This is a genomic window from Streptomyces sp. SudanB5_2050 (assembly GCF_964272335.1).
Classification (GTDB): Bacteria; Actinomycetota; Actinomycetes; order Streptomycetales; family Streptomycetaceae; genus Streptomyces; species Streptomyces rochei.
On the sequence record NZ_OZ186760.1, the window covers coordinates 3047616 to 3073764 of the forward strand.

The 26149-nt window shown below is 72.3% G+C and carries 24 protein-coding genes and 1 pseudogene; 11 read left to right on the plus strand and 14 right to left on the minus strand.

Translation table 11 applies throughout. From position 1 onward, the window contains the following. Position 1: 1 nt before the first annotated feature. From ACFZP7_RS13580 to ACFZP7_RS13590, 3 genes are all read right to left on the minus strand, one after another. Entirely contained in the window at positions 2-1147 is a 1146-nt protein-coding gene (locus ACFZP7_RS13580) for a TIGR03364 family FAD-dependent oxidoreductase (RefSeq protein ID WP_385634502.1), read from the minus strand. A gap of 120 nt (positions 1148-1267) precedes the next feature. Continuing rightward, positions 1268-2023 carry a GntR family transcriptional regulator gene (locus tag ACFZP7_RS13585; RefSeq protein ID WP_030979299.1) on the minus strand — a complete coding sequence of 252 codons (756 nt, stop codon included), beginning with the start codon at positions 2021-2023 and terminating at the stop codon, positions 1268-1270. A gap of 288 nt (positions 2024-2311) precedes the next feature. After that, a complete protein-coding gene (locus tag ACFZP7_RS13590) occupies positions 2312-3163 on the minus strand; it encodes a hypothetical protein (RefSeq protein ID WP_385634503.1) in 852 nt (283 codons plus the stop codon). A gap of 285 nt (positions 3164-3448) precedes the next feature. On the opposite strand from ACFZP7_RS13590, the gene ACFZP7_RS13595 reads away from it, so the two are divergent. Then, entirely contained in the window at positions 3449-4990 is a 1542-nt protein-coding gene (locus ACFZP7_RS13595; protein WP_385634504.1) for a PQQ-dependent sugar dehydrogenase, read from the plus strand. Between the two features lie 119 nt (positions 4991-5109). Here the strand turns inward: ACFZP7_RS13595 and ACFZP7_RS13600 are convergent, their stop codons facing one another. Further along, positions 5110-6261: an ROK family protein gene (locus ACFZP7_RS13600; RefSeq protein ID WP_385638435.1), complete on the minus strand. Its 1152-nt coding sequence runs from the start codon at positions 6259-6261 to the stop codon at positions 5110-5112. Positions 6262-6497: 236 nt separating this feature from the next. Here ACFZP7_RS13600 and ACFZP7_RS13605 point away from each other — a divergent pair, with 236 nt between their 5' ends. The 3 genes from ACFZP7_RS13605 (at position 6498) to ACFZP7_RS13615 (ending at position 9048) form a co-directional block, all read left to right on the plus strand. Then, positions 6498-7577 carry a Gfo/Idh/MocA family oxidoreductase gene (locus tag ACFZP7_RS13605; RefSeq protein ID WP_127440695.1) on the plus strand — a complete coding sequence of 360 codons (1080 nt, stop codon included), beginning with the start codon at positions 6498-6500 and terminating at the stop codon, positions 7575-7577. After that, complete coding sequence (locus ACFZP7_RS13610) at positions 7574-8056, plus strand: heme-degrading domain-containing protein (protein ID WP_030975177.1); 483 nt, start codon at positions 7574-7576, stop codon at positions 8054-8056. The genes ACFZP7_RS13605 and ACFZP7_RS13610 overlap by 4 nt, the downstream gene beginning before the upstream one ends. Positions 8057-8175: 119 nt before the next feature. Further along, positions 8176-9048 (plus strand): LLM class F420-dependent oxidoreductase, encoded by an 873-nt coding sequence (locus ACFZP7_RS13615; RefSeq protein WP_127440696.1) that lies wholly within the window; start codon positions 8176-8178, stop codon positions 9046-9048. A 172-nt stretch (positions 9049-9220) separates the two neighbouring features. Here ACFZP7_RS13615 and ACFZP7_RS13620 read toward each other — a convergent pair whose 3' ends face one another. From ACFZP7_RS13620 to ACFZP7_RS13630, 3 genes are all read right to left on the minus strand, one after another. After that, positions 9221-10078, minus strand: a complete 858-nt coding sequence (locus ACFZP7_RS13620; RefSeq protein WP_210952136.1) for a fumarylacetoacetate hydrolase family protein — start codon at positions 10076-10078, stop codon at positions 9221-9223. A gap of 169 nt (positions 10079-10247) precedes the next feature. Continuing rightward, positions 10248-10961: a YidC/Oxa1 family membrane protein insertase gene (locus ACFZP7_RS13625; protein ID WP_125538538.1), complete on the minus strand. Its 714-nt coding sequence runs from the start codon at positions 10959-10961 to the stop codon at positions 10248-10250. 109 nt (positions 10962-11070) lie between these two features. Next, entirely contained in the window at positions 11071-11391 is a 321-nt protein-coding gene (locus tag ACFZP7_RS13630) for a DUF6412 domain-containing protein (RefSeq protein ID WP_030975183.1), read from the minus strand. Positions 11392-11554: 163 nt separating this feature from the next. On the opposite strand from ACFZP7_RS13630, the gene ACFZP7_RS13635 reads away from it, so the two are divergent. From ACFZP7_RS13635 to ACFZP7_RS13645, 3 genes and pseudogenes are all read left to right on the plus strand, one after another. Beyond that, positions 11555-12586, plus strand: coding sequence for a hypothetical protein (locus ACFZP7_RS13635; RefSeq protein WP_385634505.1), 1032 nt, complete (start codon positions 11555-11557; stop codon positions 12584-12586). A gap of 70 nt (positions 12587-12656) precedes the next feature. Next, positions 12657-13111: pseudogene (locus ACFZP7_RS13640) on the plus strand (SRPBCC domain-containing protein). 176 nt (positions 13112-13287) lie between these two features. Then, complete coding sequence (locus ACFZP7_RS13645; protein ID WP_109202881.1) at positions 13288-14637, plus strand: DNA cytosine methyltransferase; 1350 nt, start codon at positions 13288-13290, stop codon at positions 14635-14637. On the opposite strand, the gene ACFZP7_RS13650 is transcribed toward ACFZP7_RS13645, so the two are convergent. From ACFZP7_RS13650 to ACFZP7_RS13665, 4 genes are read right to left on the minus strand one after another with little or no spacing between them, the layout of a single operon-like run. Next, the gene (locus tag ACFZP7_RS13650; RefSeq protein WP_127438006.1) at positions 14563-15030 is read right to left on the minus strand and encodes a very short patch repair endonuclease; all 468 of its coding nucleotides are present in this window, start codon (positions 15028-15030) and stop codon (positions 14563-14565) included. The genes ACFZP7_RS13645 and ACFZP7_RS13650 overlap by 75 nt on opposite strands. A 44-nt stretch (positions 15031-15074) precedes the next feature. Further along, complete coding sequence (locus ACFZP7_RS13655; RefSeq protein ID WP_385634506.1) at positions 15075-16892, minus strand: DEAD/DEAH box helicase; 1818 nt, start codon at positions 16890-16892, stop codon at positions 15075-15077. Beyond that, on the minus strand, positions 16889-18310 hold the full coding sequence (locus ACFZP7_RS13660) for a hypothetical protein (RefSeq protein ID WP_385634507.1): 1422 nt from the start codon (positions 18308-18310) through the stop codon (positions 16889-16891). The genes ACFZP7_RS13655 and ACFZP7_RS13660 overlap by 4 nt, the downstream gene beginning before the upstream one ends. Before the next feature lie 17 nt (positions 18311-18327). Continuing rightward, a complete protein-coding gene (locus ACFZP7_RS13665) occupies positions 18328-18984 on the minus strand; it encodes a hypothetical protein (RefSeq protein WP_223780062.1) in 657 nt (218 codons plus the stop codon). A gap of 355 nt (positions 18985-19339) precedes the next feature. Here ACFZP7_RS13665 and ACFZP7_RS13670 point away from each other — a divergent pair, with 355 nt between their 5' ends. The 3 genes from ACFZP7_RS13670 (at position 19340) to ACFZP7_RS13680 (ending at position 23624) form a co-directional block, all read left to right on the plus strand. Then, a complete protein-coding gene (locus ACFZP7_RS13670; RefSeq protein ID WP_385634508.1) occupies positions 19340-20326 on the plus strand; it encodes a helix-turn-helix domain-containing protein in 987 nt (328 codons plus the stop codon). Between the two features lie 339 nt (positions 20327-20665). Further along, positions 20666-22258, plus strand: coding sequence for a hypothetical protein (locus ACFZP7_RS13675; RefSeq protein WP_385634509.1), 1593 nt, complete (start codon positions 20666-20668; stop codon positions 22256-22258). A gap of 139 nt (positions 22259-22397) precedes the next feature. Continuing rightward, complete coding sequence (locus ACFZP7_RS13680) at positions 22398-23624, plus strand: cytochrome P450 (protein ID WP_385634510.1); 1227 nt, start codon at positions 22398-22400, stop codon at positions 23622-23624. 231 nt (positions 23625-23855) lie between these two features. Here the strand turns inward: ACFZP7_RS13680 and ACFZP7_RS13685 are convergent, their stop codons facing one another. Together ACFZP7_RS13685 and ACFZP7_RS13690 are read right to left on the minus strand one after the other, a co-directional pair. Beyond that, positions 23856-24326: a carboxymuconolactone decarboxylase family protein gene (locus ACFZP7_RS13685; RefSeq protein WP_385634511.1), complete on the minus strand. Its 471-nt coding sequence runs from the start codon at positions 24324-24326 to the stop codon at positions 23856-23858. 20 nt (positions 24327-24346) lie between these two features. Beyond that, complete coding sequence (locus ACFZP7_RS13690) at positions 24347-25231, minus strand: alpha/beta fold hydrolase (protein WP_125768588.1); 885 nt, start codon at positions 25229-25231, stop codon at positions 24347-24349. A 201-nt stretch (positions 25232-25432) separates the two neighbouring features. Between ACFZP7_RS13690 and ACFZP7_RS13695 the strand changes: the two genes are divergently transcribed. After that, on the plus strand, positions 25433-25735 hold the full coding sequence (locus ACFZP7_RS13695; RefSeq protein WP_385634512.1) for a hypothetical protein: 303 nt from the start codon (positions 25433-25435) through the stop codon (positions 25733-25735). A gap of 12 nt (positions 25736-25747) precedes the next feature. On the opposite strand, the gene ACFZP7_RS13700 is transcribed toward ACFZP7_RS13695, so the two are convergent. Next, entirely contained in the window at positions 25748-26110 is a 363-nt protein-coding gene (locus ACFZP7_RS13700; RefSeq protein WP_086877218.1) for a VOC family protein, read from the minus strand. Between the last annotated feature and the right edge of the window lie 39 nt (positions 26111-26149).

The following is a 26149-nucleotide window of genomic DNA, read 5'->3' on the forward strand; positions in this document are numbered from 1 at the left end:
GTCACCAGCCCAGTTCGTTCGCGGTGGTCTCGGCTATCGCGGGTGAGCAGGTCATGCCGCGCCCGCCGGGCCCGGTGACCAGCCACACGCCGTCGCGCACCCGCTGCCGGTGCACGACCCGGCTCGTGTCGGTGCACTGCGCGTACACGCCGGCCCAGCGGCGCCGGATCTTCGGCAGCGGGCGGCCGAGGAGGGACTCGACGACACCGGTGAGGTGGTCGTAGGGGTCCTCGACGGTGTCGAAGGCGAAGGGGTGCTCGTACTCGTGGGTGTCGCCGATGGTCAGGCCGCCGTCGGCGCGCTGCACCATCAGCAGCTGCATGGCGTGCTCCGCGGCCGTGGCCGGCTGCGGTTGCCGGGCGTTCAGCTCGTCCAGGGCGGGCGAGGCGTACGCCGGGTAGTAGCGGAAGCTGTCGGCGTCGGCGACCGAGGTGGTCAGCGGTTCGCCGAGGGGGTCGGTCTGCATCATCTGCAGGCGGACCCGGCGCACGGGCAGGTCGGGCCCGGCCAGCTCGCGGACCAGGCCGCCGAGCCAGGCGCCGGTGGCGAGGACGACGGCGTCGCCGGTGTGCACCTCGCCGTGGTCGTCGCGGACGGCCCTCTCGCCGACGACCTCGCGGACCTCGCGGCCGGGCAGGAAGGTGTAGCCCGGGGATCGCAGCAGCTCGGCGCGGAGGGCGAGCTGGGCGGTGCGGGGTTCGACGGCGGCGTCGCGCTCGCAGTACAGGGCCGCGTCGAAATCGCCGCGCAGGGCGGGGTTGATCGCGCGGGCCTCGCCCGGGGTGAGCAGCTTGTAGCCGCGGGCGGCGGCGTCCGGGCGGGCCACGGCCGCCTCGGCGACGGCCCGCTCCAGGTCGCCGCGTACGGGGGTCAGGGAGCCGTTCGGGCGGAAGCCGAGCGCCGGGACGCGGGCGCCGATCTCCTCCCACAGCTCCCGGGCCCGCAGCGCGGTCTCCAGCTCCTCGCCGCCCGCGCGGCCACTGACCCAGATCTGGCCGAAATTGCGCAGTGAGGCGCCGCGGGCCTCGGTCTCGCGGTCGATCTGTACGACCTCGTGGCCGCGGTTCACTGCGTGCCAGGCGTGCATGGTTCCCACCACGCCGGCTCCGACGACTATCACTCTCACAACCGCCACGCTCCTTGCCATCGGGGAACCGGAGGAATCCGGCTGACTACGAGAGCGTGAACTGGTCGTCACGTTTGGGCTAGACCCGTTATCTTTTCGTTATCGACGTGGGGGATCAGCGGGGGCGCTTTTCGGCCGCCGTCAGCCGCGCAGACGGGTGGTGAAGGAGAAGCGATCGCCGCGGAACAGGGTGCGCACCCGCTCCAGCGGGCGGCCCTCGGCGTCCCGGGAGACGCGGTGGATGAGCAGCATCGGAAGGGCCGGCGGGGTGCCGATGAGCAGCGCCTCGCGCGGGGTGGCGAGCACGGTCTCGATGCGTTCGTCGGCGTCACCGAAGGCGATGCCCTGCCCGGCGAGGAAGCCGTAGAAGGACGAGTCGGGGTCGAAGGCGGCGTCCAGGTCGGGGACGCGGGCCACGGAGACGTAGGTGCTCTCCAGGCCGACCCGTTCGTCGTCGGCGAGCAGCACCCGCTCCAGGTGCCAGACCGGCTCCCCGCGCGTGAGACCGGTCTCGGCGGCGAGCGCGTCGGGGCAGGGGAAGCGGTCCAGGGTGACGAGCGCGCGGCCGGGGGTACGGCCCTGGCGCCGGACGCCCTCGGTGTAGCTGGCCAGGGACAGCGGCTGCTCCAGCTTGGGACCGGCCACCACGGTGCCGCGCCCCTGCCGGCGCAGCTTGCCCTCCAGGACCAGCTCGCGCAGGGCCTGCCGGACGGTCTCGCGGGCGACCTCGTACCGCTCGGAGAGGTCCCGCTCGGTGGGGATGGCGCTGCCTTCCCCCAGTTCGCCGACCAGACGGTCGATCCGCGCCTTGACGGCGTAGTACTTCGGCACGCGGCCGTGCTCCGGGATCCCGGAGCGGACGGGGGCGCCCGGGGCCTGGTCGTTCGGGTAGTCCACGCAGGGATGTTCGCAGACGGGGGTTACGGGGGGTGTGCGCGGGTGCTCGGGGTTGGGGGGCGCCGCTGCGGGCTTGGCCGGGGGAGGGCGGGCGTCGAGGGCGTCGATGCGGGCTTGGCGGGTCGGCGGGCATCGGGGGTGTCGGGGGTGTCGCTGCGGGGCTTGGCGGGTCGGCGGGCGTCGGGGGCGTCGGGGGCCTTTTCGGGCGGGCGTTGCCGCCGGGGCTCGGCGGGTGGGGCAAGCGTGCGGGGAGGGCGTGCCGGGGGCGTGCGCGGGGTGGCGTGCGGGTCAGCGGCGTCGGCGGGCCAGCAGTACGGCCGTGCCGCCGGCGGCGAGGAGCAGGGCGGTGACGCCCAGGGCCGCGTCCACCCGGCCCCGTCCGGTGCCGGCGAGTTCGTCGGCGAAGGGGAGGGCGGTGTCCCGGCCGTCCGGGGTGGCGGCGACGGAGGGGGAGGCGGGGGCTGAGGGGGTGGCGGGGGCGGTGTCCCGCCCGGTGGACGACGCGCCGTCCGGTTCCGTGGCCGACGGGCCGGCCGAGGCGCCGTCGCGGACGCGGAAGCGGTAGTCGTTCGACTGGCCGATCCACTCGCCGTCGCCCCCTCGGCGCTGGACGACCGCGGCGTTGGCGGTGACCTCGCCGGCCTCGGCGTCCGAGGTGACGGCGAGCCTCATCCTGACGGTGAGCGTCTCGCCGGGCCCGACGGTGAAGCCGGGGAAGGACTCCTCACCGTCCTCGGCGGGGCCCTCGCCGAACGCGCCGATCAGCTCGTCCCGGTCGGTCTCCTCGAAGGCGACGGAGTGCGGCCGGCCGTCGTCGTAGAACTCCAGGCGGGGCTGCGACGGCTCCAGCGCCCGCTTCCCGTCGACGAGGACGACCACGGGGTGGATGCCCTCGCAGGTGCGGGACGTGGTGTTGGTGAGGTCCAGGTACCAGGTGCCGAAGCCGCCGCCGGCCTCGTACTCGGCGGGACCGCCGTGGATGCGGGTGGTGAGGGGGAAGGTGTGGTCGTCCGGGGCCGTGCAGGCGCGCAGCGGGGCGGGGGCCCGCGGGTCCGCGTGGGCCGGGGCGACGGACGCGGAGGCGGCGAGGAGGGCGGCTGCCGCCACCAGGCGGGGGGACACGGGCGTGAACAGTCGCATAAACACATGAGCGTGCCGGTGGGTCACGCTCGCGGGCACCGCCGTTCGGGCCACGCCGCCCGGACGGAGCACCGACACCGCTCGATCGGCGGCACCGTCGCGTGCGCGGGGGCCGCATGCCGAACGGCCCCGAACGGCCTCCGCACCGGACGGTGTCCGTTTGAGCCAGCCGGTGCGAAAGTGGCGCGATCGCGTGTTGCCGGTCCGCCTCACGCGCCCCAGCCTGAGGGACGGGAGCGCTCCCATACCGCGAAGGGACCCCTCATGTCCGCATCTTCTTGTCATATGCATGACCATCGTTCGATCGTCGCCCCGAGACGCCGTCCGGCGTTCCTCCTCAGCACCCTCCTCCTGGCCGTCGCGGCCCTCCTGCTGACGGCCCTCGCCCCCTCGCCCGCAGCGGCGGCGGACCCGTCGCCCGTCCCCCTCCCCTCGATCAGCGCCACCACCACCCAGGTCGCCTCCGGGCTGAGACGGCCCACCGCCCTCGCCGCCCCGGACGACGGCACGGACCGGCTGTTCATCACCGAGAAGTCCGGCCGGCTCCGCGTCTACCACCCGGACACCGGCCTGGCCTCCGCCCCGCTCCTCGACATCACCTCGTCCGTGGACGAGTCGGGCAACGAACGCGGCCTGCTCGGCATCGCCCTCCCGCCCGACTTCGCCGACAGCCAGGACCTGTACCTGGCGTACACGGCACTGCCCGACGGCGCGGTCACCCTCGCCCGGTACCGGCTGGACGAGTCCCGACTGGAACCCCTGCTCGCCCAGCCGCACGCCGAGTACAGCAACCACAACGGCGGCCAGCTCGCCTTCGGCCCCGACGGCAAGTTGTACTGGAGCATCGGCGACGGCGGCGGTTCCGGCGACCCCTTCCGGTCCGGGCAGCGCCTGGACACCCTGCTGGGCAAGATCATGCGCGTGGACGTGAGCCGCGCCTGCGCTCCGCTCGCGTACTGCGTCCCCGGCGACAACCCCTTCGTCGACACCCCCGGCGCCCGCCCGGAGATCTGGCTCTACGGGCTCCGCAATCCCTGGCGCTTCTCCTTCGACCGCGCCGACGGCTCGATGTGGATCGGTGACGTCGGCCAGGGCCGCTGGGAGGAGATCGACCACCTCCCCGCCGGGCGGGGCGGGCTGAACCTGGGCTGGTCCTGCTACGAGGGCCTGGAGAAGTTCGAGGGCGGCGACTGCGCGCCCGGCGCCCAGCACACCGAGCCGGTCTTCACCTACTCCCCGTACACCGGCGGCTGTTCGGTCATCGGCGGCCACGTCTACCGGGGTCGGGAGTACGCCGGCCTGGTGGGCGGCGTGTACATCGCCACCGACTACTGCTCGTCCACCGTCTGGGCGCTGCGCCCCGCCGGGCGGGGCGGCTACGAGCAGGCCGAGATCGGGGAGATGCCCACCCAGGTGACGTCGGTCGGCACCACCGTCGACGGGGAGTTCTACGTGGTGAACGACCTGCCGGGCGGCCTGCACCGCGTGTCGTTCGCGCAGGAGGAGCCGACCTGCCGGGTGGACCGGACGGTGACCGCCTGGGGCACCGGCGCGACGGTCGACCTCACCGTCACCAACACGGGCGATACGCCGGTGAGCGGCTGGACGCTCGCGTTCCCGCTGTCCCTCGGGCAGACCGTCGTCTCCGACTGGAACACGGAGCTGTTCCAGGGCGGCAACGCGGTCTCGGCGGCCAACGCCCCGCACAACGCCACGATCGCGCCGGGCGCGAGCGTCACGCTGGGCTATCTGGCGGAGCACACCGGTGACGCCTCGCCGCCACCGCGGTTCACGCTCAACGGGGACGCGTGCGCAGTGGGCCGGTGACCACTGACCTGTGACTAGCGACCAGTGACCGCTGACCGCTGACCGCCGGGCATCGGTCCGGACCGGCGCCGACCCTCGGGGCACGGGGCTCGGCGCCGGGTGCGCCGGCCCTTGCCCCGTCAGGCGTCGCCCCGCCCGAAGAGCGGCGCCAGCAGCAACTGGGCCGCGCCCTCCGCCACCCCGCGTGTCCCGCCCGGCGCGATCCGCACCGGCACGGCACCGTCGTCCCCGCCCTCGCGCCGCGCCCGGGCGTCGAGGACCGCGCCGACGCCGCGGACGAAGGCCTCGGGCGCGGCGGCGACGGTACGGCCGCCGAGCAGGACCAGGTCGATGTCCAGCAGCCCGGCGAGGTTCGCGGCACCGGTGCCCAGCACCCTGGCCGCCTCCGCGAGGTCGCCGCGGGCGACGGCCGCCAGGCACAGCGCCTCGGTGCAGCCGCGGGCTCCGCAGGTGCAGGGCGGACCGTCCAGCTGGACGACCTGGTGCCCGAACTCGCCCGCGCCGGTCCGCGCGCCCCGGTGCACGCCCCCGCCGATCACCAGACCGGCGCCGAGCCCCGTACCGAGGTGCAGGTAGGCGAAGGAGCCGCCGTCGCCGCCCTCGCCGCCGACCGCGAGGCCGAGCGCCGCCGCGTTGGTGTCCTTGTCGACGACGACCGGCACGCCGAGCCGCCGCACCAGCGCGTCCCGCAGCGGGAACCCGTCCCACTCCGGGAAGCCGGTGACGCGGTGCAGCACACCGCGGACGTGGTCGAGCGGCCCCGGCAGGGCGACTCCGAGGCCGAGGAGACCGGGGACGACACCGAGGGCGCCGCCCGGCGGTCGCGCGGCGCCCTCCGGGAGCAGGGACGCCTCCGCGACCAGTTCACGGGCCGCCCGCGCCACCCCCTCCACCACGGCCTCCGCCCCCGCTCCGAGGTGCAGGGGGTCACGCCGCTCCCCCACCACGGCACCGTCGAGGTCCACCAGCACCGCCCGCAGCTCGTCCCGGTCCAGGTGCACGCCGAGCGCGTGGCCCGCCTCCGGGACCAGGCGCAGTACCGTACGGGGCTTGCCGCCCGTGGAGGCGCGGCGTCCGGCCTCGGCGGCGAGACCGTCCTGCCGGAGCCGGGCGGTGATCTTGCTGACCGCCTGCGGGGTCAGCCCGGTCCGCTCGGCGAGTTCCAGCCGGCTGATGCCCCCGGCGCCGGCGGTGCGCAGCAGGTCGAGCACCAGGGCGGTGTTGTGGCTGCGCAGGGCGAGCAGATTGGCCCCGCCGGCCGCGCCGCGCATCCCGCCGCCGGCCACCGCGGGGACCGCGCCCGGACCGCGCCCCGCCGCCACGCCCGACACCCGCGCACCCGTACCCGCACCCGCACCCGCAGTACCGGTAGGACCACCCGAGGCACCCGAGGTACCGGTAGGACCACCCGAGGCACCCGCCCCCGTACCTCCGCCGTCACTCCTCTTCACGCCCCCATTGTCTCCGGCGCTTGCACTTTGGCAACACCGTTGCGAAAGTGGGGAGCATGACTGGTACTCCCCCCGGCAGCCCTCTGCGCGTCGGCCTCGTCGGCTACGGACTCGCGGGCTCCGTCTTCCACGCCCCGCTGATCGCCGCCACCGAGGGTCTGGCCCTGGACACGGTGGTCACCTCGAACCCCGACCGGCAGCGGCAGGCCCGCGCCGAGTTCCCGGACGTACGGACCGTCGCCGGACCCGACGAGCTGTTCGACCGGGCCGCCGAGCTGGACCTCGTCGTCATCGCGTCCCCGAACAAGACGCACGTACCGCTCGCGAAGCGGGCGCTGGAGGCCGGGCTGCCGGTCGTGGTGGACAAGCCGCTCGCGGGCACGGCGGCCGAGGCGCGCGAGCTGGCGGCGCTGGCCGAGGAGCGCGGCCTGCTGCTCTCCGTCTTCCAGAACCGCCGCTGGGACAACGACTTCCTCACCCTCCGCAAGCTGCTCGCCGAGGGCGCCCTGGGCGACGTATGGCGCTTCGAGTCCCGCTTCGAGCGCTGGCGGCCCAAGCCGAAGGGCGGCTGGCGCGAGTCCGGCGACCCGGCGGAGATCGGGGGGCTCCTGTACGACCTCGGCAGCCATGTCGTCGACCAGGCCCTGGTCCTGTTCGGCCCGGCCACCCAGGTGTACGCCGAGTCCGTCGTGCGACGGACCGGCGCGGAGGCGGACGACGACACCTTCATCGCGATCACCCACGCGAACGGCGTCCGCTCCCACCTCTACGTCTCCTCCACCGCCGCCCAGCTCGGCCCGCGCTTCCGGGTCCTGGGCTCGGAGGCCGGGTACGTCAAGCACGGCCTGGACCCGCAGGAGGCGGCGCTGCGCGAGGGCAAGCGGCCCGGCCCCGGCTGGGGCGAGGAGGACGAGTCGCTGTGGGGCCGCGTGGGCGCCGGGGAGTCCCCGGTGACCGGCGGCGGACGCGTGGAGGCGACCCTTCCGGGCGACTACCCGGCGTACTACGCGGCGGTGGCGAAGGCCCTGCGCGAGGGCGGACCGAACCCGGTCGAGGCACGTGAGGCGGCGGCCGCCCTGGACGTACTGGAGGCGGCCCGCGAGTCCGCCCGCGACGGTCGGGTGGTGACCCTGTGAGCCCCTCCCCCGACACCGCCGTCCCGACCGTGGAGGAACTGGAGGCGCAGGAACGCCGCCTGGTCTTCCGCCGCTTCACCCACGACGACGCGTGGGCGCTCGGCTCGCTCCTGGTCGAGCTGGCGCGGGAGCGCCAGGCACCGGTGGCCATCGACATCCACCGCGCCGGCCAGCAGCTCTTCCACGCCGCCCTGCCCGGGTCGACCCCCGACAACGACGCCTGGATCGCCCGCAAGCGCCGCGTCGTGGAACGGTACGGCTCCGCTTCGTACCTGGTCGGCTCCCGTTTCCGGGCCAAGGGCACGACCTTCGAGGAGTCCTCGCGCCTCGACCCCGACACCTACGCGGCGCACGGCGGCTCCTTCCCCCTCACCGTGGCCGGCGTCGGAGTGGTCGGCGCGGTGACGGTGTCCGGGCTCCCGCAGGTGGAGGACCACCGCCTCGTGGTGGAGGCGCTGGAGCGCTTCCTGGGCGAGTAGGGCCCCTCCCGACCCGCTGGTCCCCCGGACGGCCCGCTCGGGGAATCAGCGGTGGGTACCCGTGGTTGGCAGGCAGGTACGCACGATGATCACGGTGCCCACCGGAGGGATCACAACCGATGAGCGACGAGACGGCTCCCCTGAAGGAATCGGTCGGACGGTACGGCGTGTGGAGCGCGGCCCTGCGCGCCGACGACCCGGGCCGCGCCGCGGAGCGCGCCGAGGCCGTCGCCGAGCTGGAACGGCTCGGGTTCGGCGCCGTGTGGCTGGGCGGCAACACCTCCGCCCAGGACGCGGCCCCGCTGATCGAGGCGAGTGAGCGCATCGTCGTCGGCACCAGCATCCAGAGCATCTGGGAGCACCCGGCCTCCGAGACCGCGGCCCGCTTCGCCGAGCTGGAGGTGGCCCGTCCCGGCCGCTTCCTGCTCGGCCTCGGCGTGAGCCACGGCCCCCGCGTGCAGGGCTACAGCCGCCCGTACTCGACGATGGTCGGCTACCTCGACGACCTGGACCGGGCGGGCATGCGGGCGGGCCACCGCGTCCTGGCGGCGCTCGGCCCGAAGATGCTGGAGCTGTCCCGGGACCGGGCGGCGGGCGCGATCCCGTACCTGGTCACCCCCGAGCACACGGCGCAGGCCCGCGAGCGGCTGGGCGCGGGCCCGCTGCTGGCCCCGGAGTTCAAGGTGGTCCTCGACTCCGACCCGTCCCGCGCCCGCGCGACCGCCCGTGCCTACCTCGGCCGCTACCTGGAACTCCCGAACTACACGAAGAACTTCCTCGGCCTCGGCTTCACCGACGCCGACGTCACCGGCGGCGGCAGCGACCGCCTCATCGACGCCGTCTTCGCCTGGGGCGACGAGTCCACGATCCGGGCCCGGATCGACGCGTTCCACGACGCGGGCGCGGACCACGTCGCCCTCCAGCTGGTGGAGGACGACATGACCGCCCTCCCGAGGGAGGGCTGGCGCAGGCTGGCCTCCCTGCTGGCGTAGGAGGCTGACGTAAGAAGCTGACGGGCTGACGGGGGAGAACGCGGCCCGGAGGGGCGCGGGGAACCGCGCGACCAGCCGAGACCAGCTGCGACCAGCCGGGACCAGCCGCGACCGGCCCGAGGTCGTCGTCGAACCGCGCTCCCCGGCGCCCCTCCCTCCCCCAGCGGAGCGCCTACGCGCTCTTCAGCTCCTGCCGCTGCCGCCCCAGCCCCTCGACCTCCAGCTCCACGACGTCCCCCGCCCGCAGATACGGCTTCGGCTCGGGCTGCCCCATCGCCACCCCCGCCGGCGTCCCGGTGTTGATGACGTCACCGGGACGCAGCACCATGAACTGGCTGACGTACCGCACGACCTCGCCCACCGGGAAGATCTGGTCCGCCGTCGACCCGTCCTGCTTCAGCTCCCCGTTGACCCACAGGCGCAGGGACAGCCGCTGCGGGTCGGGCACCTCGTCGGCGGTCACCAGCCACGGGCCCAGCGGGTTGAACGTCTCGCAGTTCTTGCCCTTGTCCCAGGTCCCGCCCCGCTCGATCTGGAACTCCCGCTCGGACACGTCGTGCGCGACCGCGTACCCGGCGACGCACGCCAGCCCTTCCTCCGCCGACTCCAGGTAGCGGGCCGTACGCCCGATCACGACCGCCAGCTCCACCTCCCAGTCGGTCTTCACGGAGCCGCGCGGCACGAGCACGGTGTCGTCCGGCCCGACCACGGTGTCCGGCGCCTTGAAGAAGACGACCGGCTCGGCGGGCGGCTCGGCCCCGGTCTCGCGGGCGTGGTCGTGGTAGTTGAGCCCGATGCACACGATCTTCCCGATCCGCCCCACGGGCGGACCGACGCGCAGCCCGGTGGCGTCCAGGACGGGCAGCTCACCGGCCGCGGCGGCGGACCGTACCCGCTCCATCGCGGCATCGTCGGCGAGCAGTGCCCCGTCCACGTCCGTCACCACGCCCGACAGGTCTCGCAGGGTTCCGTCGGCGTCGAGCAGCGCGGGCCGCTCCGACCCCGCCGTACCGACTCGCAACAGCTTCATGTACCCAACTCCTCGATCGCGGGCCGGCCCGCCCGATGCGTGCGATCTGGGTGCGGCAGTAACGCGACGACCATCGGAGGACTGTTCGATCCTCCAAGGTCCGGTTCCACTCCGCAATACCCCGTTCACGTACTGGACCGTAGCCAGGGCGCCGCACCGGCCCGGGCGCTCAGCGGTGGAGCACGGCCCGCTCGACGGCGCTCCACGTCGTGCTGGTGACCACGTACAGCGCGGCGGCCAGCGGTACGACGGCCACGGTGACGAGGGTGAAGAAGGACATGAACGGCATGACCTTGGTGATCGCGCCCATCCCCGGCACGGCCTCCCCGTCCCCGGCCGGCAGCACCGGCCGCTCGGCCATCGACCGCTTGGTGAGCCGGTAGCTGAAGGCGGCGACGCCCGCGACGACCGCGAAGAGCGTCACGTACACGACCCCGGCACCGCCGAGCAGCCCGCCGTCGCCGAGCGCGTCGGACCACCGCCCGCCGAGCGGGGCGGCGAGGAGCCGGTGCGAGAGCAGTTCGTTGGCCTCGCCGCCGATCGTGGAGCTGGAGAAGAGGTGGTAGAGCAGGAAGAAGGCCGGCAGCTGGCACAGGCTCGGCAGGCAGCCCGACAGCGGCGACACCTTCTCCTCGGCGTGCAGTTCGAGCACGGCCCGCTGGAGCCGCTCCGGGTTCTTCGCGTGCTTGCGGCGCAGCTCGGCGATCCTCGGCTGCAGTTCGGCCCGCGCCTTCTGCCCGCGCGCGGCGGCCCGGGACAGGGGGTGGACGAGGAGTCGTACGAGGGCGGTGAACAGGACGATGGCGGCGGCCGCGGCGGACGCGCCGAACAGCGGCTGGAGCAGGTCGGCGAGGCGCTCGACCAGGCTGGCGAAAACGGACATGGGTGGGTGAGCCCTCCGGGGGTCTCGTCGTGCCGGGGTGAGGCGAAACGGCGGCATGACGACACGACCCGCGCGGGGCGTACCTCGGTCTGGCTGAGGGGTGGGTGCCCTACGCGGCGGTCGCCGGGAGGGCGAGTCCGGGCGCTCGGGGCCGGCGGCGCCCGGGGGCGTCGGGGTCGCGTTGGGGCAGGAAGGCCGTGCGCAGGTCCCGGTCCCTGATGGCCGTACGGACCCGGGTGCGCGGTACGGCGGGCACACAGCGCGCGGCGATGACGGCGCAGACGGCGAGCGCGGAACCGACCGCGGCGGTCGCGGCGAGCGCGACGGTGGCGGAGAGGCTGCCGACGTCGACGAGGGCGACGGGAAGGACCACCAGCAGCAGGACGAACAGGGCGCGGGGCACCCGCAGGACGTTCCGGCTCCGGATCACCGCGGTTCCCCCCTCTCCTCCACCCGTCCCGCACACACGTTTGCCCCAGTTATACAGGAGCCGCACGGGCGCCGGTATCGCCCCGCGCCCCGGCTCCCGCGGCCCCGGCCGCCGGCCCCCGGGGCCCTCACCCTCGTCACCTCGCCGCAGTACCGTGTCATCCATGCGCCCCGACACGCCCGCCGAAAACGTCGACCACGCCGCCGAGGCGGCCCGCCTGGAACGGACCGCCGGCCTCTATCCCGAGGACGCCGAGACCCTGCTCCTGCGCGCCGCGGCCCACCTGGAACTGTCCGGCGACCGTCCGGCCGCGACCAAGCTCTACGACCGCCTGCTCTCCTCCGGCCCCGCCCCGTTGGAGAACCCGTCGCTGGTCCGCGCCCTGAAGGCGTCGAACCTGTGGGAGTACGGCCACGAGGCGGAGGCCAGGGCGATCATCGACGGCGTCCGCACGGCGTCCCCGCGCGACCCCGCGCCCTGGGTGATCGCGGCGGAGGCCCTGGAGGCCCACGACGAACTGGAGGCGGCGCACGAGACGTTCACGGAGGGCGCCCGCCTGCTCCTGACGGACGCCCCGGAGCCCCCGTACTCCACCCACCCCCTCCTCTACGGCCGCCACCGCGTCCGCAGGATGCTGGGCCTGGCCCACGACGAGTGGGACGCCCTGGCCGACACCCTCCACACCATGCCGGTCTCCCTGGACGAGCTGCACGACCCGAAGCGCGTCTGGTCCCTGGGCTCGGACAACCCGGCCGACCTGGAGGCGGAGATCTCCCGCCTGCGCGCCGAGCTGGGCGCCTACCGCGAAGCCCTCTCCCGCCCCTTCCCGGTCGCCATGCTCCACTGGCCGGCCGACGAACTGACGGAACTCCTCGACGCGTACCCGTCGCTCTCCGCCGAGTACCCCTCCTACGAGGAGCACCTGGCGACGACGGAGGCGGCCCTGCGCGAACTCGCCTCCTCCGGCACCCCCAACCTGGGCGTGGTCCGCGGCACCGTCCCCTCCTTCGAGGCCTTCGCCGCCTCCGAGGGCACCTCCCCGGCCGACCCGGCCCTCCTCCCCCAGTACGCGACGACGCTGGCGGCCCGGGGCCGCGCCGTGGCCTGGCCGCCGCAGCGGGGCGCGGCGTGCTGGTGCGGCTCGGACCGGCCGTACGCGGGATGCCACGGGACGGACACCCCGACGGACCGATGAGAACCGGCGCCGCCGGACGTCTAACAGGTGCGTGACCGAACGCGGACCACACCCTGAGGAGACGGACACCATGACCACCGACCAGACCTCCGCCCCGGCCGACGGCTACTCCTACACCCTGACCCGCACCCTGGACGCCCCGGTGGCCCGGGTCTGGCAGGCCTGGACCGCCCCCGACCAGTACGCCCAGTGGGCCCACGCCGTCCCCGGCTCCGTGGAGCTGGACGTCCGCCCGGGCGGCGCCTGGAAGGCCACGATGCAGACCCCCGACGGCGCGGAGTTCCCCCTGACCGGCTCGTACGTGGAGGTGGCCGAACACAGCCGCCTGGTCCTCGGCATGGACGTCCCCGGCCGCCCCGACCCGCCCTGATGGCCCTGGAACTCACCGAACAGGGCCCCCGCAACACCGTGATCGTCCTCACCCAGACCTGCGACACGCAGGAGGAACGCGACATGGCGGAACAGGGCAGCGGAATGCTGCTGGACGGGTTGGAGGGGTTCCTGGCGGACGGGGGGCGGGGCTGAGTGCTTCCCTGCTGCCCCAACTCAGGCGATCATCGCGAGCTGCGGACTTCGCCCTCCCCTCACCCCACCTCACACGTGATGCTTCAGTGGCTCAGCAAAAGTGCGAGACTCTTGATGTCGAGAGGCTCGCACGTGACCATCGCCTCTCCCCGAACGACCACTTCAGGAGGAGCGGCATGCCCCGCAGCGGCCAGACGCGACCGCGGTTCGCCTCGCCATTGACCTCGATCGAGATCTGCGCGGGCGCCGGGGGGCAAGCCGTCGGACTGCACAACGCAGGCTTTGATCACCGCGCCCTCGTTGAGTGGGACTCGCATGCCGTGTCCACCTTGCGAGCCAACGTAGGCGGCTGGCCCGGCTGGGATCAGCGCCAGGCTGACGAAATCCGCCCCATGGACGTCAAGGATTTCCTCAAATCCGAGGTGAGGAAGAACCTCCGCCTTGCGCCCGGAGAACTCGACTTGCTCGCCGGCGGCGTTCCCTGCCCGCCGTTCTCCCTGGCTGGGCACCGCCTTGGCCCGGACGACGAGCGTGACCTTTTCCCCGCAGCGCTTGACATCATCGAGGCTCTGCTGCCAAAAGCGGTGATGATTGAGAATGTCAGAGGCATCCTTGAGCCTCCGGAAGTTTTCCTCGACTACAGGAACTCGATTCTTGACACCCTGCGCGACCTCGGTTACCTAGTTCCTCACATTGACCAGAACCAGTCAGCAAGTGCGCAAGATGTAGCCATGCGAAAGGTCTGGCGCCGACTCGACGCGCGACACTTCGGGGTTCCTCAACTCCGCCCCCGCGCAATCCTGGTGGCGATCCACAGCAGCGCGGTGAGCCCGGGAAGCCCCGGTTTCCGGTGGCCGACCGGCATAAAGGGCGGCGAAGTAACCGTCTTCGAAAAGCTTGAGCAGAGCATGCTCGCCCGCTGCAAACCCTTCTGGGACAAGAACGTGGACGGTGAACCCGCCCGCCCCGGCGAGCGCTGCGGGAAGACGGTGTTCGAGGACTGGAAGAGGCGGATCACGCAGGCGTCAGTGGCTGGCAAGACCGTTGCGCCGACCCTCGTAGGCGGTTCCAGGAAGCACGGTGGCGCCGATCTGGGCCCCACCCGCGCCAAGCGCGCATGGGCGGAACTCGGGGTCGACGGGATGGGTATCGCCAATGACCCGGAGAGCTGCGACCCGGAACGCGACCTGTTCCGTCCCGCCGGGCCCATGCTCACTGTCGCCCAGGCGGCAGCCATCCAGGGTTTCCCCGCAGAGTGGAAGTTCCAGGGACGGAAGACGGCCCGTTACCGTCAGGTGGGAAACGCCTTCCCGCCGCCCGTGGCCGAGGCCGTAGGACGCGCTATCGCCGCGGTCCTGCTGCCCCAGTACGGTGATGACCTCACCAGGGATTACGAGATGGAGCCAGCAGGCTCAAGCCCCGTCGAGGACAGTCCGCATCAGCTTGAAATCTCAGTCCCCACGGGTCGCGTCTCCCTGGCGCCGAGCCAGGACCGTCAAGGCGATTTTGTCGGCACAGGCACCTGATGGCTCGTGCTCCCAGAAGCGGAGCACCAGCCAGCCAGCCTCCCGCAGGCGTTCATCGGTATCCCGGTCCCTCTCGACATTGCGAACGACTTTTTCCGACCAGTAACCGGAATTGGTCTTCGGGGGGACATAGTGTTCCGGGCAACCGTGCCAGTAGCAGCCGTCAATGAACACGGCGACCTTCGCCGAACGGAAGACCATGTCGGCCGTCCGGCGAAGGTCCGGGAGCGGCCTGGCGGCCACCCGGTACCGCAGCCCCGCGGCATGCACCAGCCGCCGGATCAGGATTTCCGGCTTGGTGTCACGGCTGCGGATCGCCTGCATGTTGCGGCGACGTGCTGCGGAGGAAGCCCAGGATCCTTCCGGGGCCTCCCATTCGGCTTCGGGGGACACACCGCAGAGGGTAGTCCCGCGCTGCCCCAAGCACGTAGCCAGTCCTAGCTGCCTCCCATGTGGCTCAGCAGGGCCTCGACATCACTCGCGGCCAGGCCCGCGGCAACGGCCGGCTCCTCTTCGAGGTCGGCGAGCTGCTGCACGGTGGGATCGTCCAGGATGCGCCCCATGAACTCCAGCTTCCGCTCCAGGCTGACCGCCACCACCTCATCGATCGAGTTCCGCACCGCCAGGACCGTGACCCTGGTCTCCGTATCGGGGGCCAGGCCCAGGCGGTGGATCCGGTCCAGGCTCTGAAGGAACCGGCCCGCCATGAAGTCACGGTCCACATAGACCGCGTCATGGCAGACATGATGGAGACTGATCCCCTCACCCAGGGTGGCGGGATTCGAGATCAGGACCATGCACGCCGGGTCCTCCCGGAACCGTCGAAGCTGTTCCTCCCGGTCCGGGGTTCCGCCGTAGACGACAGCCGGGCTGTACTTTTCCAGCATGCGCTCCAGCGTCGTCAGGCTCCTGACGAACGTCGTCCAGACCAGCGTCTTACGGCCCCGGGCCGCGTTCTCCGCGATGATCGCCACGGCTTCCTGGTACTTCGGCGAAAGCTCGTAGTCGGGGAGGTTCTGCATGAGCGAGTACAGCGAGCTGCCCTCGGGGATCTCCATCGGCGGCAGCTGGTACGCGAGCGGTTCGTACCGGCTGCCTCCTTCGAGGAGCAGGGCAGGGCTCGTCGCCGCCATGAGGAGTCGCAGCGCCGTCCTCCCGAGCGAACTCAGATCCTCTCGCGCGGCACCGCTCCTCTCGCCTCCCACGATCGCCGTGTAGATCTCGTCGTGCAGAGGCGGCATGTCGACGTAGCGCAGACCCAACCGCACCGGAGGAAGCCCGAGTTCATGCTTCGTGGTACGGGTGAACAGCGGCCGGAGAACGGTGCTGGCGTGCGCGAGGTCCCCTCCGGCCACCGCCTGCACCACGGTGCGCTGGCCATGTCCCGGCCAGACGAAGCCCAGGAGGTTCTCCAGGTCCCGGGAGCCGTTGGGGGCAGGCGTACCGGTCAGGATCAGCCGACGCGTGGCCAGCGGCCCCAACGCCATGCAGGCCGCCCCATACGTACCCCTCGCTCCCAGCTTCATGCGGTGCGCCTCATCCAAGATGATCATGGAGGGGGCCGTCTTGAGCCATCCCGCGAGCATGGACAGCGACCGGTCCAGACGCTCGTAGTTGACCACGAGTACCTCGGCCCACTGGTCCATCGAGCCGTCCAGGACGTTGATGCGCAGGGGGTGGATCAGGCATTCCGCGGTCTCGTAACGCCACGACTCGTAGGCCGACTTGGGACAGACCACCAGAAGGCGGCTCACACGGCCGGCCGCCTTCTGCGCCGCGTACACGGCGAGCGCGACGCGCGTCTTCCCCGCGCCGGGGACGCTGAAGTTGGCGCCGTGCTGCAGTGACAGGAGCTTCGCGATGTCCCGGCGCTGGAACTCGCTGAGTTCCCCCTTCCAGGTGTCGCCGAGCAGTACGGGCACCTCGTCGGGGGTGACTTCGCCAGGCGTCTCCCGTCCCGCGAGACGCTCCTGCACGGTGTGGGCGTCCCGGACGACGCCGGACACCAGGTCGCGCAGGTCATCCGCCCACTCAACGCCAGCCGGGTCGGGCCAGGAACTGAGCGCTCCCAGGTCGGCGAGCAGCTCGTCCAGGGAGACGGAGGCGCTTTCGGGGCCCAGCTGGCCCCCGGTACGGAACCGGGCGGCCAGCTGGACAAGCTCCTGCTGGAAGGCGTCGGTCGTCCTCAGGACGACACGGGTCCGGGTCTCGTCGAACCCGAGACGCAGGGACTTTCCGTGGCTGGTGCCGGTCAACGCGACCCCTCCGACGAGACGGCGTCCAGCAGCCAGGAAACGCCTTCGCCGGGTTGCGGCAACCCCCGGCCAGCCTGCTGGGCGAGCTTGAGCAGGCTGTCCCGCAGCTTGACCACGGCTTCGTCGAACTGCTCCTCATCCAGGCTGCGGGACGTACGCGCCTGCACCAGGTCACTCACACACTGGTCGATGCTGGCGCACGCGTCGGCCAGCCGGGCGGGAGCAAGCTGCTTGCGCTTGCGCAGCCGCGCGCTGCGCCCGGCTGCCTCGATCGCCTTGTCGAAGGCCTGCTGCGCGCGGTCACAGACCTCCTGCGCGGAGGCCTTCTGCTCATCGCCGAGGGCAGGCACGTCGTTCCGCACCACGGCAGCGGCACGCAGGATCTCGTCGTTCATCGCGCGCGTCTCGGCCACGACGGAGGAGGCCGCGGGGACCTCGAGTCCAAGCCCGGGAACGGACACGGACTGCGGCTGAGCCGCGGCACCACTCGCCTTGGGCAGCTGGTCCCGGAATCCGCCCTTCAGGAAGTCCTCGTCGATGTGGCGTACGTCCGTCTTGGAGAAGTTGAGGAGGATGGCGGCCAGACGCAGCTCCTTGAGCACCTCGGCCTGGTCACGGTCCACACTCTCCAGCTTCACGTACAGACGGTGCAGCTCCTTGAGGCGTTCCTGGGCGCCTTCCCAGTCCACCAGGCGCAGCCCGCTGCCGCCGCCGGTGCGGCTGCGCTCGTTGAGCTCACGGATCGTGCTCAGGATCCACCGCTCCTGGTGGTACGTGCGGGTCTGGATCCGGAAGTCCTTGGCGATCTGCTCCGGAGTGCGCCCCAGCGATGCCTGCTCCTCCATGGCGAGGAGCCGGTTGATGTAGGAGTAGTCCCGCCGGTGGTCCTTACGGAGCTGCAGCGCGAGCTCGACGGCGTTGATGTCGGCCCAGGTGAAGGACTCAGGCAGCACGCCGACCCGCATCGACTGCTCACCGAGCTCGCGCAGCGCGGCGGCCCTGGTGTTGCCGTTGACGAGCACGCCGTGCCGGGTCACCAGTCCGGGATCGTTCTGGCCGTATTCCTTGAGGCTGTCCCTGAGGGTGTCGAAGTCCTTGTCCCTCAGATCCGGGTTCGCCGGCGAAGCCTGGAGCAGAAAGTGCAGGTAATCCTGGCTCTCCCCGTTCCACGGGTCCTTGTCCAGCGCCGCGTCCCGCTCGGGGTCGTGGCTGCGCTGGGCACGGATCCGGTGGGTGCTGGGGTTGTAGTAGAGGCGGCTGAGGGGCAGGTCGATCACCTCGACATGGAGCGGCTGGCCGTTCAGCTCGACCGAAACGGTCTCCCGCGTGCCGCCGGCCTCCCTGACCTCCTCGACCCGCTTGCTGATCAGCTCACCGAACTCATCTGCCCGCGGCGGGGCCGGAAGCTCGCGCATCATCGTGTGTCCGTCCTTCCTCAGTTGTCGGTGTCGTCAAGGTCGAGAGCGTCGGCCACGGCCTTACGGGACTCCTCCGGCAACGTCCGGTACAAGCCCCACAGGAACTCCAGCGAGCTGTAGGTGCGCTGGTCGGCCTTCACCCAGCCGCTGAGCACACTGCGCTCCAGGGGCGCGAGCGCCTCGATCCGGGCGAGCACTTCCGGCAGGTGCACGGTCCGGTCCACGTTGCCCCGCCCACACCGCTGGCACTCGGTGACCAGCTCGTGCGTGACCTCGCCGCCCGCCAGCGTCACCTGGCGCCGGGCGACGTTGAGCACCGCCTGCGTGACGCCGTCCTCGTACGCCTCGCCGGCCGCGATGCCACAGGTGCGGCACATGTACCCGTCGCCCTGCATCACCCTCGCCCGCTGAGCGTTGGTGATGCTCGCCTTGTGACTCGGGCTCTTCGCCTGGCCCGGCACCCACACGTCCTTGCCACGCGTGACGAAGCGCCGCTCCTGCGAGAGCAGCTCAGGGTCCTCGCGGGCGGTCGCGATCTCCCACCCGTAGTCCCGCAGCCCGCGCATGCGCCGGTCGATCTGAGCCACGTCCGGGAAGGCCTCACGCAGCTGGGCCACGGTGAAGATCTTCCCCTCCCCCACCACCTGGACCAGCCAGAGGGCAGCGCGTGCCATGCTCCCCAGCTTGTGGCCTCCGGCATTGGTCTCCTGCCAAGACGGCATCGTCATGACGGTCCCCTCCCACGAAAACGCACACGAATCGGATGCCTGCCACAACCAACCGAAATGACATGAACGCGCCATAAAGGCAGAACTCACGTCACATCCGCCATCGCTGCGGCTGACTCCTAAAGCGTGGCACATCGAAATCACTTTGAACCGCCCCGATGAAACTTGCGCACTAACTGGCAAGAGAAGAATCAAAAACCGCCAGGCGGCAGGCTGTTGACCTCCGGCACAATGGCGAGCAAGTCGCCGCCTGGCGGCACGAAATTGGCCAGTTCGGCCACATACGCGGAGGTTCGTCGCCATGCCAGCGCGCAGCAGCAGTCGCCGTCCGTTCGCCTGGGCTGAGAAGACATTCGACGAGAATGTCCCGCCTGACCGGCGGAAACTCGCTGCGGCGCTGCAAGAAATCTGCCGCCACCTGACTGTCACGGCCGAAGACGGATCCGTCCTCGCCCATCCGACGCAAGCTCAGGCCGCCGCATACCTGCACGTCAGCGATACGACGCTGACGCGGTACCTCCAGGGTCAGCGCATACCGCCCGGCCAGACGCTGTCCCTCATCTTCGACACCGCCTGCCGTGACGCGGGAAGCGACCAGAACGTCGGCATCAAGTGGGAAGAGCTGCGGGAGCTGCACGCGAGAGCCGAACAGGAACGATGCGGCAACTGCTCGCGCCACAGAGAAGCGGTCCGTACCGCTGGACAGAAGCTGCGGGCTTTGCAGGAAGCCCATGGGCAGCTCGAACGGTCGATGGCGAAACGGGAGCAGGAAATCAGGGAGCTCCGCCAGCACGTCACCGCACTCAAGCGGGAGACGCAACGGATCCGGGCCGTTCAGCCGACGCCGGTTGGTGAGGCCGGCCCGCAAAAGTTCCAGGAGGCGGCAGGTGCCGCAACTCTGTTGCCGGTCCCCCGCCAGGAGGGGGACCGGCAACAGAGCGCAAACGCGACCGTGGCGGCTTCGCATGTCGGCCGCCGCGCCGAAGAGCTGCTCCGCAGCGGCCGGCCGGACAGCACGCTCGCACTCATCCGGCACACAGCGGAGGCCTACGCGCCCACCGAAGTGGCTTTGCTCGTAGCGCTGTTGCGCTCCCAGGAACAAGGCGCCTTGGCCGACAACCTCGTGCACATCTATGCACGCGACCGGCACGACCACGACGTGGTACGGACGGCACTGCTATTGCACGAGCGGCAGGCCGTCGCCGACGCGGAGGCACTGTTGCGCACGGCCGCCGCCTACCCGGGCTCGGCTCTCTCCCGGACAGCGGGATCCGGGCCGCCCGGGTGAGTGTGACTGCGGTGGACGACCACAGCGGCAAGGGACTGGGCTGCGACCACTTCGCCACGTTGGTGCGCCGCAGCCCCGTACTCGCGCATGAGGTCCCGCCGAGGCTCCGAAGACGAGGGAACAGTACGGGGTCAAGGCCGTGGCCGGCTGGCCGCGGCCCATAGGCCGCAGGGCCGCAGCTCAGAGCCCCGGGCTGTTCGACGCCGGGCGGACCGGACATGCCTACCTCGCACCACCCGCCTCGCCCCGTCCCCGGGGTGTTTCCCCGCCGCACCCCTCCCGTTCGCCCCAGCCGACTACCTTCGCCTCGCCCCGCCCGGCAGCAGGAGAGGTACGTCCATGAGCACCCCTGTCCACCTCACCCCGACACGGCGGCCCGCAGCCGTGCTCGCGTCGGCCCGGCAGCGCCGGGAGGGGAGCCGGACCGGGGGCCCGTACCGCAACCCGGTGGAGCACGCACTGCTCGGTATCCAGGCCGGCGCCGGCAACCGCGCCGCGACCGCCGCCGTGCAGCGCGCCAGGGCGGGCGAGCAGGCGGGCGGGCAGGGGAGCGCCCCGCAGAACAGCACCGCCCCCGCCGGTGCTCAGAAGAAGAACTACCGCGACCGGATCGCCGGTCTCCTCGACAGGTTCAAGAAGAACCTCGACCCCATCGACACCTTCATCAAGGGCGTCCAGACCCCCGCCAACGCCGGTTTCACCCAGCAGGCCGCCGCCGCGGCCAACGAGGGGCTCAAGCACTCCGCCGCCGCCTCGGGGACCTCCGCCGCGTCGGGGAACCTGCTCACCGAGGCCACCGGCACCGTGGTCAGCGGCATGGACGCCTACAAGAACATGAAGGACGCCCGGAAGCACGAGACCGGGGCCGGTCATCACACGGCGGGCAAGAAGGCCAAGGTGAAGGGGACCGACGCGGTCATCGGCGCCGCCGGCTCGGGCGCCTACAGCGCCGCCATCGCCAAGGAGGTGACCAAGATCCAGAAGGCGGCGGACGCCGCGGTGGCGTCCGAGGCGAGCGGTATCGCCAGCGCTTCCGTCGCCGCGCTCAAGAGCGTCCGGTCGGTGTTCCGCGTCGGGGGCGCGGCCCGCAAGTACCGGAAGGTGAAGGAGCTGGGCGATCCCCACCTCGTCCACGCGGAGTCGCTGGCCCGGCTGAACGAGTCCCGGGAGCACGCGAACTGGGCCGCCGCCGAGGCCTTCGTCGCGCTGGACGCGTACTGGAAGCAGGACGGCGAAGGGCGGCTGGAACTCATCGGCGAAGCCGTCGACGCCGCCTGGGAGGCGATGGGCGAGGCCCGTGACGCCGCGGAGACCCTCCAGCGCGCCGAGCGCGACGTGGAGAAGCTGAACACGGTGCAGGGGTACGCGAAGAAGAAGCAGCTCACCAAGATCGGCAAGGAGACGGTCGGCGGCGCGCTGGGCGAGTCGACCAAGGCGGCGGCCGGTGTCGTGACGGCGGTCGCGGCGGGGACGGCGGGGCTGGCGAGCAACCCGGTCGGATGGGGCCTCGCCGGGGCCGGCGCCGGACTCGTCCTCGGCGTCACCCTCTACAAGGCGCTCCGCGCCGCCACGAAGCGCTACGAGGAGGTCCGCCGGCCCGAGGTCTGGGCGCCGCAGGGGGAGACCCCGGCGGAGGCCGCGTCCCGGTCGGAATCGCTGAAGCACGCCCTGAAGTTCTGGAAGAAGGTCTCGAAGGGCGAGCGCCAGGCCATGGCACGGGAGATCTACGCCCTGGCCGCGGGCCCCCACATCCCCGGGAGCGGCGGTACGACGCAGGAGATGCGGCAGTCCGGCATGGCCCTGCTCATCGCGCTCAAGGCGGGCCCCGCCGACCACAAGCTGGACGAGGACGCCTGGGTGGCGAGCCTCGACGACCCGGCGAAGACCGAGGCCTGGATCAAGGAGATCGCGGAGCAGCTGGCCTCCGGGTGAGGCGGCCGGTCGGCGGTGGCCGTCTTTCACGTCAGATTCCCGCCGGTATCGGCCATGGTCACGAGGCCGGCACGGTCCGTGCCCGGGGCAGGGGAAGAAGCGGTATGAACCCTTGCCCAACGGACCGAGGAACCAGGCCATGACGACCCAGCAGCCCGCCCTCGTCCTCGACCCGACCGGCTCCGGCCGCCACGCCGAGCACCGCGCCCTGCGTGACCGGGGTCCGGCCACGCAGGTGGACGTCCTCGGGGTCCGCGCCTGGTCGGTCAGCGACCCCGCGCTCCTCAAGCGGCTCCTCACCAGTCCCGACGTCTCCAAGGACGCCCGCGCGCACTGGCCGGCCTTCGGTGAGGTGGTCGGCACCTGGCCGCTCGCCCTGTGGGTGGCGGTGGAGAACATGTTCACCGCGTACGGCTCCGACCACCGCAAGCTGCGCCGGCTGGTGGCGCCCGCTTTCAGCGCCCGGCGCGTCGAGGCGATGCGTCCGGCCGTCGAGGCGATGGTGACCGGGCTCGTCGACCGGCTGGCGGCACTGCCCGCCGGGGAACCGGTCGATCTGCGGCAGGAGTTGGCGTATCCGCTGCCCATCGCGGTGATCGGTCACCTCATGGGTGTGCCGGAGGACCGGCGGAGGGGCTTCCGCGCCCTCGTGGACGGTGTCTTCGACACCACTCTCGACCAGGCCGAGGCGCAGGCCAACACCGCCCGTCTGTACGAGGTCCTGGATCGGCTCGTCGCGGACAAGCGCGCCGCCCCGGGCGACGACATGACGTCCCTGCTCATCGCCGCGCGCGACGACGAGGGGGACGGCGCCCGGATGTCCTCGCAGGAGCTGCGCGACACCCTGCTGCTGATGATCAGCGCCGGGTACGAGACCACCGTCAACGTCGTCGACCAGGCCGTGTACACCTTGCTGACCCGCCCCGACCAGCTGGCACTGGTCCGCGCGGGCACCGTCACGTGGGCGGACGTGGTGGAGGAGACGCTGCGTCACGAGCCGGCGGTCAAGCACCTGCCGCTCCGGTACGCCGTCGCCGACATCCCCCTGCCGGACGGCCGGACCATCGCCCGCGGGGAGGCCATCCTCGCCTCCTACGCCGCCGCCAACCGGCACCCGGACTGGCACGAGGACGCCGACACCTTCGACGCGGCCCGCCCGGTCAAGGAGCACCTGGCGTTCGGCCACGGCGTCCACTTCTGTCTGGGCGCGCCGCTGGCCCGCATGGAGGTGGCCCTCGCGCTGGAGGGCCTCTTCGGCCGCTTCCCGGGCATCCGGCTCGCCGACCCGGCCGAGGAGCCGCCGCCGGTGCCGTCGCTGATCAGCAACGGTCACCAGCGGCTCCCGGTCCTGCTGCACGCCGGCTGAGCGGCGCACGCGGCGGGCCCGGGGCCGCCCCGGGCGGGCCCTCGCCGGCCGGGAGTTCGGACGGGCGCTCGCCGACCGGGACTTCGGGCCGGCGCTCACCGGCCGGGACTTCGGGTCGGCGCTCGTCGACCGGTGGCGTCAGCCCATGGCGTCGACCGGTGGCGTCAGCCGGCGCCCGCCGACCGGTGGCGTCAGCCGATGGCGTCGGCCGGCATTCGTCGGCCGATGGCGTCAGCCGAACATCCCCGGCTCGTAGTCCCCGGCCGGCTGCCGGGTGATGACGTTCAGTCGGTTGTAGACGTTGATGAGGGCGATCAGTCCGACCAGGGCGGTCAGCTGCTCCTCGTCGTAGTGCTCGGCCGCACGGGCCCACGCCTCGTCGGTGATGCCGCCGCCGTCGGCGAGGCGGGTGCCCTGCTCGGTCAGTTCCAGGGCGGCGCGCTCGGCGTCGGTGAAGACCTTCGCCTCCCGCCAGGCCGCGATCAGGTTGAGGCGCAGCGTGGTCTCCCCCGCCTTCTCGGCGTCCTTGGTGTGCATGTCGAGGCAGAATCCGCACCCGTTGATCTGGCTGGCGCGGATCTTCACCAGCTCCTGCGTCACGGCCGGCAGGGACGAGTCGGTGACGATCTTGCCGGCCGAGTTGATGTGGCGGATGAACTTGCCGGCGAGGGGGTCGTTGAACAGGTCGAGACGGGCTTCCACGGGGTTCCTCTCAGGTGGGCTCAGATGTGGGCGGGGGGTCGGCTCAGCAGTCGGCGCAGTGCCGCCGTCACCTCGGCGGGGCGTTCCTCCATCACCCAGTGGCCGGTGCCGGGCAGCAGGGTCAGTTCGGCGGCCGGGACGGTCTCGGCCAGTTCGGTGGCGATCGACGGGCTCAGATACGGGTCCGAGCGGCCCCAGACGACCGCGGTCGGGCAGGTGACGGCGGCCAGGCCCCGGCGCAGGTCGGCGCGGGGCGGGGTGCGGTAGTCGGCGAAGTAGTGGAGCAGCCAGCGGCGGCCCTCCGGTGTGTCCATCCAGTCGAGGTAGTGGTGCAGCAGGTCCGGGGTGAGGTGGCCCGCGCGGACCAGGGGCTCGAAGGTGCGGCGGTGGAGGGCGGCGTACGGCAGGCGCAGCGCCGCCGGGCGCAGTGCGGGCGTCCGGGCGACGAGGCCGGTCAGGGTGAAGACGGCGTACCAGGGGCGGGTGAACGTGGCGTGGGCGCGGCTGTTGAGGACGGCCAGCCGGCGCACGCGCCCGGGGTGGCGCTGGGCGAAGCCCAGGGCGAGGAAGCCGCCGTAGTCGTGGCCGGCCAGGTTCACCGAGTCCAGCTCCAGCGCGTCCAGCAGCCGGCCGAGCCGCGCGACCTCGGTGTCGTAGTCGAAGGACAGGTGCAGCGGGCGCTCGGACCGCCCCCAGCCGAGGAGGTCGGGGGTGATGACCCGGTGACCGCGCGACAGGGGCGGGACCTGGTGGCGCCAGCAGTGGTGGTCGGCGGGGTAGCCGTGCAGGAGGAGGACGGGTTCGGCGTCGGGGGGTCCTGATTCCCAGCAGGCGACGCGGGCGCCGTCCACCGCGATCTGCCGGGTGCGCGGCTGGTGGTCCGTGCCCGGACTCTGCCTGCTCATCGCGCTCCACCCCTTCGCCGATCACCGTCCGTCACCGCCCCTAACGATGCGTCTACCCGTTGGGTCGCGGTCGGTTCATCGGAATGGGCCGTTGGTGGGGCGCGCGGTCGCAGCCGGCGGCTCGGGGCTCACCCCGGCGCGTGCGGTCGGCCCGGTGGCGATTAGCCTCGGCCGGAGCAGTCGGTGCGGCAGGAGGCGGAGATGGCGAGGGTTCCCAGCGCGGTGGTCGCCGCGAGTGGTCTGGTCGGCGGGTACGGCGTGGCCCGGTGGACGAAGCGGCGGGAGCTGGGCGGGGCCGTGCTGGCCGTCGCGGGTGCCGCCGCCGCGCGGCAGTGGCGGGCGCGGGCGGGCGGGCCGGCCGCGGGTGCGCTGACGGCGGCGTACGTCGCCGGGTTCGCCGGGTCGCACCCGCTGGCCAAGAAGGTGGGCGCCTGGCCGTCGGTCCTCGGTGTCGCCGGGGCCGTGGCGCTGGCCTCCTGGGCGGTCGCCGACCGGAGGGCCTGAGCGCCCGCGGGCTCAGTTCCGGTGGTGGGTCAGTACGTTGACCACCCGGCCGGTCGGGTCACGGACGAAGAAGCGGCGTACGCCCCACTCCTCGTCCTTCAGCTCCCGTACGATCTCCGCCCCCGAGGCGGTCACCCGCGCGTACACCGCGTCCACGTCCTCGACCTCCACGCTGAGGTCGGGGACGAGGGGCGCGGTGCGTTCCTCGGTGAACAGGCTGATCTGGGCCGTGGGGTTGGACGGGGAGGCCAGGGTCGTCACCCAGCCCATGTCCATGACCTCCTCGAAGCCCAGCAGGCCGTAGAAGTCCCGGCTGGTGTGCAGCTGTTCCTCGTCCTCGACCTGGATGTCGGGCATGATCCTGCGGATGGTCATCGGGCGGCTCCTCCCGGCAGACGTGCGACGGTACGGACC